The following is a 15,258-nucleotide window of genomic DNA, read 5'->3' as shown; positions in this document are numbered from 1 at the left end:
ACACATTATCATGCCCGCATCGTTTTTGGATCAGGTAATAATCTACGAAAGCTCCGTATGAAACCAATCCAGCTTGTCATGTAGTGTGACGACAGTGCCGATAATAACTAGTGTTGGCGGTTTGATATCCTGATCGGCCACTATGCCGGGCAAGGATTCCAGTGTACCGGTAATAACCCGCTGATTGATGGTGGTGCCCTGCTGCACTAAGGCGGCAGGTAAATCTTTGGGACTGCCGTGTTCAATTAAAGACTGGCAGATTTTTTCCAGCCCGACCAGTCCCATATAAATGACAATGGTTTGGTTGGGAGCTGCCAGCTGTTTCCAGTTTAGATTGATGGAATTGTCTTTTAGATGGCCAGTCACGAAGGTACAGGACTGGGCGTGATCTCGATGCGTCAGCGGAATACCGGCATAAGTTGCACAGCCTGAAGCAGCTGTAATTCCAGGCACAACCTGAAAATTGATACCCTGTTGCATAAGGGTTTCGATTTCTTCACCACCACGGCCGAAAATAAAAGGGTCGCCGCCTTTTAGTCGGACCACGCGTTTCCCCGCTTTAGCTAGGTCCGCCAGCAGAATGTTGATGGATTCTTGCGGCAGGGCATGGTTGTATCGTTGTTTGCCGACATAGATTTTTTCCGAATCCCGACGAGCTAAATCGAGAATCTCGGGCGAGACCAGCCGGTCGTAGACGACCACATCAGCCTGTTGCATTAACCTCAGTGCGCGAAAAGTCAATAAGTCGGCTGCACCGGGTCCGGCTCCGACCAGATAAACTTCGCCGACATTAATGTTTCCTTTCTGATTAATGAGCATCTGTTCGAGTTTCTGTTCTGCTTCCTGTTCTTTGCCTGAGAAAATCAGTTCAGCAATGGAACCCTGCAATACATTTTCCCAAAAAATCCTACGCTGAGCCGGCTCTTTAATGACTTCCTTAACGCGCGATCTGAATTTTTCGGCGATGTGGGCCAGTCGGCCATAGGCCGGCGGAATCAGGCTCTCTATTTTAGCCCGAAGCAGTCTGGCTAAAACTGGCGAAGCGCCGCCAGACGATACCGCGGCAACGACGGGCGAGCGATCTATAATGGCCGGAAAGATGAAAGTGCAAAGTTCGGGGTTATCAACAACGTTCACCGGGATGTTTTGTTCAGTTGCTGTCTTGGCAACCAATTTATTCGTATCGGCATCATCAGTTGCCGATACGACCAGCCTGAACCCATGCAAGTCGGTCGAGGAAAAAGTTTTCTTCAGTATATTCAGGCTATGGAGCGCCTTTAGATTGGAAACAGCGGTGCTTATTTCACTGGCGATGACAGTGATTTTTGCATCGGCCCGAGCTAATAATTCAATTTTGCGGGCAGCGACTTCGCCTGCACCGACAACGAGACAATTTTGATTTTTAAGTTGTACAAAAATTGGAAAATAATCCATTGTATTACTATGATTCGCGGATTAAATAGAGAATGCTATTATAAACATTCTGAAGTAAGTTAAGAACCTTTAAAACCAAGCAATGATTGAATTTAACTTTGAACTAGACGCCAGCGGTTTAAATTGCCCCCTGCCTTTATTGCGCCTGAAAAAAGCATTGATGGAAATGTCCAGCGGCGATATTGTCAAGGTAATCGCGACAGATCCTGCGGCACATTTGGATTTTGGCGTTTATTCAGACCAGACGGGTCATCAAATTATTGAATTTATAAAAGAATCGGGAAGGCAGATTTTTTATATTAAAAAGAAATGATCGGCTTGATGGTAGATATCGCAGGCTGCCTGATATCGGACCTGCAATTATAAAGAATAATAAAAAATGGCGAACTATAAATGATGGAAATAGTGAACAAATTCGGCTTTTTTCGGATGTGCCCCAGCGGTGCCCGCTTTTAGTGCTCAACAGCACTTCTCCTTTGCATACAAACATAGACATCTCTAATGCTATAAGATTCAGGCGAATTTGTATGATTCGATGGCATGATTTTTCATGTATATAGCCAATTCCATATATTGTAAGCCTTATGAGAAATTCGGAATATCCGGAATTTTCACGGTGTATCCATGCATCAGGTTATTAGCGCTTATCATTTTTACATTATTGCTGATTCGCAGTCCGATCAGTTATGCCGAGTCCGAAGCTAATGCCACTTTAAATAGCGACACGCTGTATTTTTATAATTCGGAAACAAATATTAATAATTATGTTTCACTGAAGATCGCGTTTGATACCTATCTTTCAAAATTTGGAACATTTCGTTTTCAGCCGTTTAGCGACAAGGAAATTTTTGAGAAAACTCTCGTAGAGAAACAAGACGGGGGATTCTTACTTTCCAGTTGGCACTATCGTATTTTACAAAAAAAAGTGCCGATAACGCCGGTTCTGGTGGGAGTCTCTCATGGTAAATCGACTCAGCGTAAAGTTCTCTCAGCAAAAAAACAGATTAATGAAGTTGAACTATTAAAGGGCGGAAAAATTGCATCGGCTTCTAACGAAGCCTATACCCGAACCATTCTTAACCAGATTCTGGGCAAAAAAAGTGCAGAAATTCTTGCACAGGTAAAATTGATTCTGGTTCCGAAAGATATCGATGCCCTGATGGCAGTGGGCTTCGGTATGGCTGATGCAGCTTTAACAACTGAAGACAGTCTTGATGATCTCGCGAAAATTAATCAAAAACAGTTCAGCATGTTGACTCGTTTGGGGGCTAGCGAGAAGCAGTTTCTCACATTAGTCGTGGTACCGAAAAAAACAACTGTGAATACCGCTGTCTTGCTTGAAATATTAGAGGGCATGAGTAAAGCCCCTGAAGGAGAAAGTAGGTTGAGAATGCTTGGCCTTAATGGCTGGCGGAAGCTTACTCAGTCTGAACTCAAGGAGCTTGATCCCTAGTATGATAGTGAATGTGGCAAGCATTATTACAGACTATTTTTTGATCTGGCAAACGCTAATTGTCAGAGCAGTAAGTGCGCTATTGTTTGTCTCAGTGCTGGCATTATTTCAGGCAGGCGAGGCGACGGCTGAAGAAAATAGAGGCATACTGGTCATTAATTCAAATACAGCGGTAAAAAATTATGAATTGGCACAAGCGGCGTTTACGGCAAATTCAGCAGAGATAAAGGCAAAAATAAATCTTGGAGATAGTTCAGTCGATATCGATACAGTCAAAAAACAGATTCGACAAGTTAACCCTGATGCTATATATGCGATTGGTTCAAAAGCTTATTTGTTGGCACACGATATTGCGGAAGACAGGAAAATAATTTTTTCATCCGTGCTGAATTGGCAGCGTTTGCCGATAAGCGAGAATTCCTACGGTATATCCAATGAGCTATCGTCGGGCATGCAGTTGATGACTTATCGTTATCTTTTTCCGAAGCTAAAAAAGATCGGTTTAATTTATAGCGAGAAGTTTAATAAAGAATGGTTATCGGGAGCTGTTGAAACCGCAACAGATGTGGGTATGGAAATTGTTAGCATGCCCATTGCCGAATCAGCCGAGCTGACGTCGGCCTTGGAAAAACTTTTGCCGGAAGTGGATGTTCTATGGCTTATTTCCGATCCAATCGTTCTTGCCGACCAAGAGTCAGCTCTTGAAATCTTTAGCCAGAGCGCGGCGATGAAAAAACCCGTCATTGCTTATGCTGAAATATTTTCTACATTAGGCGCAACGCTGGTGATATCGGCTGATATTGCCACGATGGGTCTGCAAGCAGCAAGTCTGTCGAAAGATTTGCTGGAGCATAAAAAAGTCTTACAACCCGTGGCTGATCCTGCCGGTTCTTATATTATGCTTAATATGAAAAAAGTGAAGGAATACGGATTAGATTTGAATAACGAAGCCTTGGGTTCGGTTAATCAAATTATTGAATAATCTTTGATAAATCAATCTGAGAAATATAACAAATGGTTAAACGGAGTATTTTTAAAAAGCTTCTCGTTACGATGGTGGGTTTAATTATCGCCTTATTGACCATGCTGACTTTTGTTCAAATCAAGTTTCAAAAAGATGTGTTTGAAAAGGAGCTGGAGAAACGCATCGCGCTGATGAAAGGAAAGTTGATCGACAGAGGGCAAATTCTATCCGATAGCTTATCCGACCAAGTTAAAAATGGCATTGCTTCCGTTAATCTTTCACACGTTTCCGATCTGTTAAGGAATGCGGTGCATGACAATGAGGAGCTTCATTATATTATTCTGATGAAATCCTCCGGTAAAGCACATATCCACACCTTAAAACCGCAGTTGGAGCAGGAGATCCTATCCGAGAAAGAAGACTTGTTCGCGGCTAGCCAAAATGCCGCAACGGTTAATGAGTATGTCAGTAACGGTAAATCCTTTATGGAGTTTATCATGCCGATTCAGGTGAGTGCGGAACCTTGGGGAGTGCTCAGGCTAGGCTTTTCACTCGATCTTCTTAATCAGGAAATCACTAATTCGCAAAAGGAAAGTGCCGAGCAAATTCGTGAAATGATAGCGCGGCTATTAATAATCACGGTCATCTTCATTCTGATGGGCGCCGGTATCGTGTTATTCATATCCGAACGCCTGTCCAGACCTCTGTTGCACTTAACTCGCTTGGCAAACCAACTGGCCCAGGGCGATTTTGAAGTCAGCGATAATATCAACGCTCACCCGGAGGGAGAAATCGGTGCTTTAACGACAGCATTTGCTCAAATGGCCAGGAACCTAAAGGCTTCTTACGATAAGCTTGAAGAATACAGCCGAACGTTAGAGCAGAAAGTCATGGAACGCACATCTGAATTGGATGAAGCAAGAGATCAAGCGATTGCCGCTAACAAAAGCAAGTCGGAGTTTCTGTCAATCATGAGTCATGAGATTCGAACACCGATGAATGCCATTATTGGCATGACTCGGTTGGCGCTGCAGACGGAAGTGACGGCCAAGCAGCGTGATTATTTGACAAAAGTCCAAGCCTCCTCTCATACATTGCTCGGGATCATTAACGATATTCTGGATTTTTCCAAAATCGAAGCAGGAAAACTGGAATTAGAAACCATCGCATTTAATCTGAATGATGTGCTGAATAATCTTTCCAGTTTGATGAGCGCCAAAGCGGAAGAAAAAGGTCTTCAGATACATTTTACTACCGGCTGTGACGTGCCTTTGTATCTGATAGGCGATCCGCTCAGATTAGGCCAGGTTCTGCTTAACTTGGTCAATAACGCTGTAAAATTTACTCAATACGGGGGAATCATCGTTGATATTGCGCTGGCCGAAGATGACGAGTCAGTAAAAAGAAATGGTCAGGTGATGCTTGAGTTTTCAGTCAAGGATACCGGTATAGGTTTAACACAAGAACAAATAAGCGGATTGTTCGAATCTTTTAGCCAGGCCGATAAATCCACTACTCGTAAATACGGCGGGACAGGCCTGGGGTTGGCAATCTGTAAGCGGATGGTGGATATGATGGGAGGGAGCATCAACGTTACCAGTGAAGTAGGGAAGGGCAGTACCTTTTCTTTTACCGCCATCTTTACGCAATACCAGGGGATTGATCAAAAATATACTGCCGCGCTTGAGGCTTTTCAGGGCATGAGAGCGTTAGTAGTGGATGATAATGCTACATCCCGGAATGTTTTACGTTCTTGCCTGGAGTCATTTTCTTTTCAAGTATCTCAAGCCAATACGGGCGAACAAGCGATTCAGATGTTGGAAAACGCACCCGTTGAAGATCCCTTTCGGCTTGTTCTCATGGACTGGAAATTGCCCAAAATAGACGGTATCTCAGCGGCACGTCATATTAAGAATAGTCTCAAGATTACCCATATTCCTCACATTATCATGATAACTGCCTATAGCAGGGAAGATATTATTCAGCAGTCGAATGATGTCAATCTGGACGGGTTTCTTATTAAGCCGGTGCACCCGTCGGTGTTGCTTAATGCGATTATTGATGTCTTCGACCAAAATCGTTTTGGCGAAAATCCTAGTCCGCAATCTCTTGGCAGGGCAATGGGTGATGAAAGATTACATAAAATTAAAGGATTAAAGCTGCTGTTGGTGGAGGATAATGACATTAATCAGCAGGTTGCGAAAGAGATACTGGAGCAGGAAGGCTTTGACGTCGACATTGCTACGAATGGACTGGAAGCCGTACAAAAAATACGAAAAAACTGCTTTGATGCCGTATTGATGGATTTGCAAATGCCGATAATGGACGGTTATGAAGCCACACGCATTATACGTTCCGAACTGCAGTTTGATGATTTGCCGATTATTGCTATGACGGCTCATGCCATGACGGATGTCAAGGAAAAGTGTTTAAGTGTCGGTATGAATGGGTATGTGGTCAAACCCATAGATGTTGAAGAGTTAGTGGCAAGCCTATTTGACTTTATCAAACCGGAAGTGGGGGAAATACCGGGCTCTGCTTTGGCGTCAGCAGATAAACAAGAAAAAATGTTACCGGCATTGCTGCCCGGCATTGATAAGCAGTTGGGAATAAAGAATGTTGCAGGAAATGCTCAATTATTCCATGAGCTAGTGGTGAAATTTCATGAAGACTTTAGCGATGCAGCGGTTCGACTGGATACATTCCTGCAAGCAGGCGACAGAGGGGCCGCTTTGACATTACTGCATTCGTTAAAAGGCGTGGCGGGCAATCTTGCCATGTCCGAATTGAACGATAGCATAGGTGCATTGGAACAAGCCATTAGCAAGCAACAGACATGTGTCCCCGAATTGTTAATGGAATTTTCGAGAGCTCAACATGAAGTGCTTGAGTCAATTGGGCGATTACAAGCAATTGAGTCTACAAAGCCACTGGATTGCAATACTAATGCTGTTGGATCCGAGCTATTGCTAGTTGAGTCTTTATTGGATGATCTGTTTGATGCTCTGAATGGAAGTCGCCTGGATGCGGATTATCACTTCAAAGAACTGAAAAAGATTATCCGAAGCTCATGGCACGGTGATAAGGTCAAGCTGCTTGAGCAGGCGATCAATGCATTTGATTTTGCTGCTGCCCAATCTATTTTACAGGACGTTGCGCTGACTTTATTTGATAAGAAGTTAACGCAAGCGCCCGTATCTTCAGAAGCTGATGCCAGGCAAAAAATATTGATTGTCGATGACATGCCTACAAATATCAGGGCCTTAGGAGAAGTCTTAAGGTCCCGCTACGATATTGTTGTAGCTATAAATGGAGAAACGGCCTTGCTTATGGCACAGTCAGACCAGCCACCTGATCTGATTCTGCTGGATATTGAAATGCCGGACATGGATGGATGGCGGGTTTGCAGGCGTTTGAAAAGTCATGAAAAAACGCGCGATATTCCGGTGATCTTTATTACGGGTCATTATGAGGTATCGGAAGTAATGGCGGGCTTTGAGTCGGGCGCAGTTGATTACATCAGCAAGCCGTTCAATATATCGGTCGTTCAGGCCAGGGTTCAAATCCATCTGGAGCTTAAAAAACAACGGGACTTATTAGAACAGTTGGCGAGTGTTGACGCATTGACAGGTATTCCTAATCGCCGCATGTTTGACGAGTATTTTGCCAGAGAATGGCGTCGCTCCATGCGTTCGGCATCACCCATATCGCTCATCTTCATGGATGTCGACTTCTTCAAAACTTTTAATGATAACTACGGTCATGCGGAAGGAGATCGCTGTTTGGAGAATATTGCCGCTATCCTGAAGGATACGCTTAAGCGGGTAACTGATTTTGTGGCTCGTTATGGAGGAGAAGAGTTTGTTGCTGTATTACCGGAAATGAATCTGGATGAAGCGGTAGAAATGGCTGAAAGCATGCGTAAAAATGTCGTCAATTCCAATATTCCGCATGCATATTCCGGAGTAGCTGATCGGGTAACGTTGAGTCTCGGCGTGAGCAGTGTGATACCTGCTGCAGGCGTATCGCCCGAAGATCTGATAAAGACAGCCGATGCAGCGCTTTATATAGCGAAAGAAAATGGCCGGAATCAGGTTAGCGCAGCAAAACTGACCGGGGATAAAGATGAAATATAAAAGGTATGGTAAATTCCTACCCCTTATTCCTGTGCCGGAGCAGCGGTGCGATTCCCGGCTTTTTGGCTGTCTAAAGTAGCGATCATGAACCTCATGGCTATGAGAAAAGAATTTCCTATTCTGTTCGTGTCCGCGGTTTCAATGCTTCAAATACTCCCGGCTTTTGCCGCGGCACCCTCTATGATGTCCCAGGAAAATATAGCGGCCTCGTTAGATGAAGAGATCGGCTGGCTACAGGAGGAATCCGTCATTTTTTCAGCATCCCGGCGCGAGCAAAAAGTTTCGGCGACATCCGCTGCTGTATTTGTTATTAACAATGACGATCTTCGACGCTCCGGCGTTACTTCCATTCCTGATGCATTGCGGATGGTTCCAGGGCTTCAGGTTGCGCAATTGAATGCTAATACCTGGGCAATTACAGCGCGTGGATTTAACAGAGAGAGTGCGAATAAGCTGCTGGTGATGATTGACGGCAGGACGGTTTATCATCCTACATTTTCGGGAACGCTCTGGAGAACAAAAGACGTATTGCTTGAAGATGTGGAAAGGATTGAAATCATCAGGGGGCCAGGTGCAGCCATGTGGGGCGCCAATGCTGTGAATGGTGTCATCAATGTAATCACTAAAAGTGCAAACAACAGTCAAGGTTTGTTGGTTACGGCCGGAGGAGGAACTGAAGATAAAGGCTTGGGCGCTATTCGTTACGGCGGAAAAATAACGGATAATCTGCATTACCGGACGTATATTAAATATGCTGATAGGGATGATTTAGAATTGGCGGCGGGCGGCAACGCTGGAGACAACTGGGAAAAGTTTCAGGGTGGTTTCAGAATCGACGGCGACTTGACACAACATGATTCACTGACTTTGCAAGGCGATCTGTATACAGGCAATGGCGGCAGTTTGAAGGATATTACGACACCAATAGAGCCAGTTACTTCTCGGAGTAACGTGGGAGAAGATTTTTCCGGCGGCAATATTTTGAGCCGGTGGCGGCACCGGTTCTCCGATACATCGGATTTGTCGCTACAGCTCTACTTTGACCGGACCCAGGATAAGACTACTTATTCCGCGATTAATGACTCATCGGAAGCTGTTATAAATACGTACGATGCGGACCTGCAGCACTATTTCCAGCTTGGCGATCGCCAGGAAGTGACTTGGGGGCTGGGTTTTCGGTATATAGAGGATGATCAGGATAACGCCATCAATTTTTCGTTTGCGCCTGCGAGTCGCGATTATCTGTTATACAGCGCATTTATACAGGATCAGGTGGTGCTGGTTCCTGATACGATAAAATTCCTGTTTGGTTCAAAGTTCGAACATAATGATTTTAGCGGTTTTCAAATTCAGCCTAATGCTCGTTTCATTTATACGCCCGATAATCAACAGACATTATGGACGGCTGTTTCTCGTGCAGTCCGGACGCCTAATCGCTTAGACCATGACACAAGTCTGCTCTATTTTAGCCAGTTAGGCCCCAATGCTTTTGCCGCCTTGCAAGGCAATCAGGACTTTGAGTCGGAAGAACTCATAGCTTATGAATTAGGCTATCGGATAGCGCCTGAAGAAAATATCTCCATTGACGTTGCGGCTTTTTACAATGTTTATGACAAACTGAGCAGTGTGGAAGCCGGGACTCTTTTTATTGAAATGGCCAATGCCGCTCCTCATTTTATTTTTCCCGTGTCATCTGGAAACAATGCTCGTGGCGAAACCTACGGATTGGAGACGGCAGTGCAATGGCAGGCGTTAGAATGGTGGCGTCTGCAGACAAGTTACTCTTATTTGCAAATTCAGCTTCATACTGACGAGACTTCACTGCTGCGAGATGTCGAAGAAGGGCAATCGCCGCATCATCAATTCAATTTCAGATCATCGATGGACTTGCCGCACAATGTGCAGCTGGATGCTTTTTTACGTTATGTGGACAATCTTCCTGAGCGGGAAATCGACAGTTATCTGGAAATGGATGTGCGCCTGGGATGGAAGCCTGTGAAATATATGGAATTTTCTCTTGCCGGCAGGAATCTGTTAGACAGTAGCCATGCCGAGTTCCGAGCCGTAGGGATAGGAATGCCCGTCATAGAAGTACAGCGCAGCATATTCGGGCAGGTAAGCCTGAGCTTTTGAAAGCCGGGCTAATCAACTTCAATGTTAAAATTGGTATGTACGCACCTTGCCGAGCGCAGGCGATGTAAATGGCTGTCAATCTGTTCCCAGGAAGGCTTTCTTAATGCCTTTGCCGGAAGATAACCAGATTTTAATCGCCTCATAGACAATGACCGTTGTAAAGGTAACGGCCATCCATACTAATACAGCTTCAATGGGCAGAGATGCCCAGGCGCCGATTGTTATGCCCAGCATTTGATCGTGATTGTATCCCCACCATTGATACGGCGAGGCTAATGTCGCTTCCCATAGAAGACTGATTAATAAAATGAAAAAGAAAGTGGAACTGAAAGCGCGCCAATTGATAAATCGGTAAGTCGTCTTAAAGAAGGCAACGGAAGGAATAAAACTGGCGATGACAAGAAAGATAAAATAGCCTGGAAATCCGCCTTGATAGGGATGAATAAAAAAATTCTTATAAATAATACTGCATAGAATCAATACCAGTCCGATGGCGAGCGATTTCGGATGAAAAATCATAATTTTCTCTATCTCTTTACTCTCCGCAGAATAGTCAGGCACATTATAGGCGGCAAGCCAGTATTCATCGCACCAGATATAGATTAATAGAACCGTAACAAATCCTGTGAGATAAAAAACGAATTCTTCGATCGGCAATGCCGCTCGCCATGTCATCTGGTTGAAATCAAAGCCTGGCAGGTAGATCTGGAGTGTGGCTTCATGGTTTGCAAAAGTAAAAAAGCTAAGCCCGAAAAAAATATCCAGAATAAAGCCCAAAGGTATGAGTACGGTTAAGGCCAGCCAAAAAGATTTACGGATAAATTTCTCATCATGATTAATAAAAAGCCACGTAATGATCGTCAGTGCCGGAACAATAAAAAGTAACAGGCTCCAGGTATATCCCAATGGGGAAATACCAGTCACAGGATCAACAACATTTTGAGCTTTTTCAATAGTCAGCAGCGTTAATGTTGCCGGCAAGGTCAAGACGGCGATCATGATAAAAAATATTTTAAAATCCTTTATTGACGTAGAATTCATTTTTCCCTCTTAGGGTATTTATTATCTATTGGGAATGCTTATCAAACGACCATAATTCATAGCAGCTTCAGCGACTGAATGGCTCATCAGTTGCGTCCAAATCATGTTCTTCATGGGATCAGTGATGGCAATGGATGAGTTATTTTAAAGTTAGCACAAGCTTTGAATATTGTCAGTATCAATAATGCAAATGCCAAGCTTGGGCTTAGCAGTACAGGTAGCGGAAGTGACTCAAGCGTTATCAGGTACGCCATTTATTTCACCGGTTTGAGCATGACGGCGCAACAATTAATATTTTTACTCTTTTTTCCGTGGGCTCTAGTCAATAGGGTAAGTTGCCTGTGTCTCCATGAGTTGAAAATCCGGGATTGAACGTTTTTATTTCAGGGATCTTCCGTTTCACCTAATGATTTTCTCCGGTATATTTTATAAAAGATCTAAACGACTTCAGCGCTTTCTCATTGAGGGAGACAATTTTAGGTTGAGAACAGCCAAGGCGTATCATATAGATAGTATTATCAGGATACACCTTGGTATTCGGCTAGAAGATAGGCTATTTATGGAAATGATGTGTCGGGCATTCACCATTTCTTAAGCTAATAATCGGCCATTGGGCAGCCTTGGCAAACTGGCGCAGTTTTTCATCCGGATCAACCGCGACTGGGTTATCGACCAGTTTAAGCAATGGCAGATCGTTATGTGAATCGCTATAAAACCAACTGTCCTGCATGGTTTCCGTTGAGTCTTTTAGCCATGCTTCCAGCAATCTTACTTTGCCTTCCTGGAAGCAGGGAATGCCGTCAAAGCCGCCAGTATATTGGCCCTCTTTAAACGACGGTGTGGTCGCCAGCAAGTTATCAATGCCATACAGTTTGACTATCGGTTCGGTAACGAAACGGTTGGTGGCGGTAATGACCAGCAAAGTATCGCCCCGATCCCTGTGTTTGGCAATCAACTGCTGCGCCGACTTCAATAACAACGGCTTAATGGTTTCTTCTATAAATTGTGCCCGCCACTGGTAAAGTTGCTCGGGATGGTTATCGGCTAAAGGCCGCAGGGAAAATCGCAGGAATGCCTCTATATCCAGCGTACCTTGCTTGTAATCTTCATAGAATTTAGCGTTAGCGCTTGCATATTGATCTTTATCGACAATGCCTTGTTCGACAAGAAACTGTCCCCACAAGTAATCACTGTCATCGGCAATCAAAGTATTATCTAAATCAAAAATCGCTAAACTCACGGTTAAACCTGTCTGAAATAATTAAAAAAATCATGCCCTATGGCGTCTGTACTTTTTTTGTGGAACAATGGAGGCAATTAATTTATTACCTGACCTATTTTTGCAATTCTACCACATGCAAGATTAAACATAGGAAAGGGCAAGACAGCAGGTTTTAAACATGATTGACTCTAAAGGATATCGGCCCAATGTCGGAATCATCCTTTGCAATGACGAGGGTCGCGTGTTTTGGGCAAAACGGATGGGCGTGAACTCATGGCAGTTCCCGCAAGGCGGAATTCATCAGAATGAAGATCCTGAAACAGCGATGTATCGAGAATTGTGGGAAGAAACGGGGCTGCAACAACAGCATGTACAGGTACTTGGGCGTACGCGCTATTGGCTGAGGTATCAGCTGCCTGAGCGCTATATACGCAAGAACTCACTGCCTGTCTGCATAGGGCAAAAGCAGATTTGGTTTATTTTGCGGTTGATAACGCAGGAGTCCAATGTGCGTTTTGATCGTTGTGCCAAGCCGGAGTTTGATGGTTGGCGCTGGGTTGATTATTGGGATCCGCTTAAAGACGTCGTATATTTCAAGCGCAAAGTGTATCAGAAAGCGATGACCGAGTTGGGCGCGCTTCTGACTGTTGATTCCGTTCCTGTTAATGCGGAAGGGTATCTATCGAAAGAAAAAAGATACAATGGAGCTAAGCATCAATAGCCCTGCGTATCTGTTTGCAGTCCGGTTAGCGGCTTGGGCAAGCGGTGAACCTCTGATTCGAGCGAGCCGTCAGCAAACAGTTGAATCAAGCGATAACCCGGAGGCGTATCTACGACAGTGAGTTGTTTGCTTTCAGGCTGAAACTGGAAACAGGTTGAAGGAGCTCCCCATACGCGAACCGAGCCCGCTTCAAGCGCTGCGGCCTGATGAATATGGCCGAACGTGACGGCTTTAACCTTTGGATGTTGGTTGATTAGCGCAAACAGTTCCTGCGCGTTTTCTACCATCATAGTGTCCATCCAGGGGCTGTTGACGGACAGGCAATGGTGATGCATGGCAATCAACGCATAGTGGTTCGGATGACTGCTCAGGCACTGTTCAAGAAATGCCAGTTCCTGGTCTGACAGGCGACCTTCGGGCGTGCCGGGAACCTGGCTGTTCAAACTGATGATTTGCCAGTTGCCTAAAAAAACCTGCTTGCGGCAGCTGACTAGCTCCGTGTTCAATATCTCCTGCATCAGCTTATAATCATCGTGATTGCCGGGCAGGCAGATGCACGGAGTTTTATATGCTTCAAGTGTGTTCAGAATGCGTTGGTAATTTGATCGACCGGGATGCTGGCCCAGATCTCCTGTGAATAGAATTAAATCAAAAGGCGAGTGCGATGCAAAAGCCTGCTCAAGAACGGCCTGGAAATAGTAATCTGTGTCAATTCCCAGCAATGTCTCTCCGGGTTCAGGAAGAATATGCGAATCGGATATTTGCAGTATGGATAGACAACTGGAGTTATGCGCCATGACCATCACCTCACTCGATATTCTTGCTCAGAATTTTGGAGTTCCTCTGCGGATTGTATAACGCCTTGAGCGGGTCGGGAAGGCTATTGATATCCGACGGCAAGAAGCCCCGCTCGATAAACCAGTGCATGGTTTGCGTCGACAGCACGAATAATTTTTTCAGACCCAGCCCACTTGCTCTGCGGTAGGCATATTCCAGCATGCGATTGCCCCGGGCGGAACCTTGATAGTCCACATGCACGGCCATGCAGGCGATGACACCGGATTTCTCCTGCACATCCGGGTGCAATGCTGTGCAGCCTATGATCAAACCGTCTCTCTCAATCACAATGTAGTCGGCGATTTCCATCTCAACTTTTTCCCTGGAACGCTTGGTCAATTTACCTTGTTGCTCCAGAGGCTTTATCAGTTCCAGTATGCCGCCTATGTCGTTTAGCGTGGCGGGACGCAATTCTTCAAACGGCGTCGAGCTGATCAATGTGCCGATGCCGTCTCGGGTAAAAAGCTCAAGCAGCAGGGCGCCATTATGGTTGCGGTTGATCAGATGAACGCGCTCAATGCCCGACTGACAGCTTTGGATAGCCGCTTTCAGAGGTAGGCTGACCGTGTCGGCAAGGTCAGGGTGCTGTTCCAGAAAAGTTGTGGCTTCAGTGGTAGTCATTTGCTGAATTTGCGCGCCATTATTGGGACGGCAGCAGTCTTGCTCGGTCAATAGAATGAGCTTTTCGGCTTTCAATGCGATCGAGACGGCCGTCGCGACTTGCTCGGCGGACAGATTGAAAATTTCCCCGCTCGGCGAGTAGCCGATAGGCGAAATCAGCACGACATTGTCCTGGTCCAGCTGCTGGTGAATTGCCGCGCTGTCGATGCGCCGGACTTCTCCGGTATGGCAGTAATCGATGCCATCAATGACGCCTATCGGTTTGGCGGTCACAAAATTGCCGGAAGCCACCTTGATTTTAGCGCCGGCCATCGGCGAGTTGGCAAGGCCCATCGACAGGAGCGCTTCAATTTCCACGCGTACCAGGCCGGCTGCCTCTTTCACGCACTGAAGCGCCAGATCGTCGGTAATGCGTAAGTGTTTGTGAAAGCGGGGCGGCGGCGTGGTGTTGTTCAGGCGCTGGTCCACCTGCGGACGTATGCCGTGAACCAGTACCAGACGTATCCCTAAGCTGTTCAGTAACGCAAAATCATGAACGTGACTGGCGAAGTCATCGTCAAGAACCGCTTCGCCGCCGAACGAAATCACAAACGTCTTGTTGCGATGAGCGTGTATATACGGTGATGAGTTTCTGAACCAGCTGACAAATGAGTGATGCGATTCCATAATAGCGTTTATAGAATTTCTTGCTCATGA

Annotated in this window: 11 protein-coding genes; 6 read left to right on the top strand and 5 right to left on the bottom strand. The window is 45.4% G+C overall.

Annotated features, from left to right (window positions below):
* Positions 1-42: 42 nt before the first annotated feature.
* Complete coding sequence (gene cysG, locus METLU_RS0111380; protein ID WP_027158315.1) at positions 43-1,434, bottom strand: siroheme synthase CysG; 1,392 nt, start codon at positions 1,432-1,434, stop codon at positions 43-45.
* 82 nt (positions 1,435-1,516) lie between these two features.
* On the opposite strand from cysG, the gene METLU_RS0111375 reads away from it, so the two are divergent.
* The 5 genes from METLU_RS0111375 (at position 1,517) to METLU_RS0111355 (ending at position 10,120) form a co-directional block, all read left to right on the top strand.
* Complete coding sequence (locus METLU_RS0111375) at positions 1,517-1,747, top strand: sulfurtransferase TusA family protein (protein ID WP_027158314.1); 231 nt, start codon at positions 1,517-1,519, stop codon at positions 1,745-1,747.
* 237 nt (positions 1,748-1,984) lie between these two features.
* Positions 1,985-2,887: a PhnD/SsuA/transferrin family substrate-binding protein gene (locus METLU_RS0111370; protein ID WP_081679086.1), complete on the top strand. Its 903-nt coding sequence runs from the start codon at positions 1,985-1,987 to the stop codon at positions 2,885-2,887.
* 1 nt (position 2,888) lies between these two features.
* A complete protein-coding gene (locus METLU_RS0111365) occupies positions 2,889-3,869 on the top strand; it encodes an ABC transporter substrate-binding protein (RefSeq protein WP_051299883.1) in 981 nt (326 codons plus the stop codon).
* A 32-nt stretch (positions 3,870-3,901) separates the two neighbouring features.
* Entirely contained in the window at positions 3,902-7,987 is a 4,086-nt protein-coding gene (locus tag METLU_RS26730) for a response regulator (protein ID WP_081679084.1), read from the top strand.
* A gap of 45 nt (positions 7,988-8,032) precedes the next feature.
* Positions 8,033-10,120, top strand: a complete 2,088-nt coding sequence (locus METLU_RS0111355) for a TonB-dependent receptor plug domain-containing protein (RefSeq protein WP_081679083.1) — start codon at positions 8,033-8,035, stop codon at positions 10,118-10,120.
* Positions 10,121-10,195: 75 nt separating this feature from the next.
* On the opposite strand, the gene METLU_RS0111350 is transcribed toward METLU_RS0111355, so the two are convergent.
* Together METLU_RS0111350 and METLU_RS0111345 are read right to left on the bottom strand one after the other, a co-directional pair.
* A complete protein-coding gene (locus METLU_RS0111350; RefSeq protein ID WP_027158310.1) occupies positions 10,196-11,161 on the bottom strand; it encodes a hypothetical protein in 966 nt (321 codons plus the stop codon).
* A 553-nt stretch (positions 11,162-11,714) separates the two neighbouring features.
* Entirely contained in the window at positions 11,715-12,401 is a 687-nt protein-coding gene (locus METLU_RS0111345) for a histidinol-phosphatase (protein WP_027158309.1), read from the bottom strand.
* Between the two features lie 160 nt (positions 12,402-12,561).
* Here METLU_RS0111345 and METLU_RS0111340 point away from each other — a divergent pair, with 160 nt between their 5' ends.
* Positions 12,562-13,104: an RNA pyrophosphohydrolase gene (locus METLU_RS0111340; RefSeq protein WP_027158308.1), complete on the top strand. Its 543-nt coding sequence runs from the start codon at positions 12,562-12,564 to the stop codon at positions 13,102-13,104.
* Here METLU_RS0111340 and cpdA read toward each other — a convergent pair.
* Positions 13,098-13,901 (bottom strand): 3',5'-cyclic-AMP phosphodiesterase, encoded by an 804-nt coding sequence (gene cpdA / locus METLU_RS0111335; protein WP_027158307.1) that lies wholly within the window; start codon positions 13,899-13,901, stop codon positions 13,098-13,100. The genes METLU_RS0111340 and cpdA overlap by 7 nt on opposite strands.
* A 10-nt stretch (positions 13,902-13,911) precedes the next feature.
* Positions 13,912-15,228, bottom strand: a complete 1,317-nt coding sequence (gene argA / locus METLU_RS0111330; protein WP_027158306.1) for an amino-acid N-acetyltransferase — start codon at positions 15,226-15,228, stop codon at positions 13,912-13,914.
* Between the last annotated feature and the right edge of the window lie 30 nt (positions 15,229-15,258).

Origin of the sequence: Methylobacter luteus IMV-B-3098, assembly GCF_000427625.1 — a bacterium.
Taxonomy (GTDB): domain Bacteria; phylum Pseudomonadota; class Gammaproteobacteria; order Methylococcales; family Methylomonadaceae; genus Methylobacter; species Methylobacter luteus.
The sequence above is the reverse complement of the archived record's forward strand: the minus strand, read 5'-3'. Positions and strand labels throughout refer to the sequence as shown.

What these genes read in the sequence shown, in the direction of transcription:
- cysG (WP_027158315.1), bottom strand. Translation starts at nt 1,434, where the DNA reads ATGGATTATTTTCCAATTTTTGTACAACTTAAAAATCAAAATTGTCTC.
- METLU_RS0111375 (WP_027158314.1), top strand. Translation starts at nt 1,517, where the DNA reads ATGATTGAATTTAACTTTGAACTAGACGCCAGCGGTTTAAATTGCCCC.
- METLU_RS0111370 (WP_081679086.1), top strand. Translation starts at nt 1,985, where the DNA reads ATGTATATAGCCAATTCCATATATTGTAAGCCTTATGAGAAATTCGGA.
- METLU_RS0111365 (WP_051299883.1), top strand. Translation starts at nt 2,889, where the DNA reads ATGATAGTGAATGTGGCAAGCATTATTACAGACTATTTTTTGATCTGG.
- METLU_RS26730 (WP_081679084.1), top strand. Translation starts at nt 3,902, where the DNA reads ATGGTTAAACGGAGTATTTTTAAAAAGCTTCTCGTTACGATGGTGGGT.
- METLU_RS0111350 (WP_027158310.1), bottom strand. Translation starts at nt 11,161, where the DNA reads ATGAATTCTACGTCAATAAAGGATTTTAAAATATTTTTTATCATGATC.
- METLU_RS0111340 (WP_027158308.1), top strand. Translation starts at nt 12,562, where the DNA reads ATGATTGACTCTAAAGGATATCGGCCCAATGTCGGAATCATCCTTTGC.
- cpdA (WP_027158307.1), bottom strand. Translation starts at nt 13,901, where the DNA reads ATGGCGCATAACTCCAGTTGTCTATCCATACTGCAAATATCCGATTCG.
- argA (WP_027158306.1), bottom strand. Translation starts at nt 15,228, where the DNA reads ATGGAATCGCATCACTCATTTGTCAGCTGGTTCAGAAACTCATCACCG.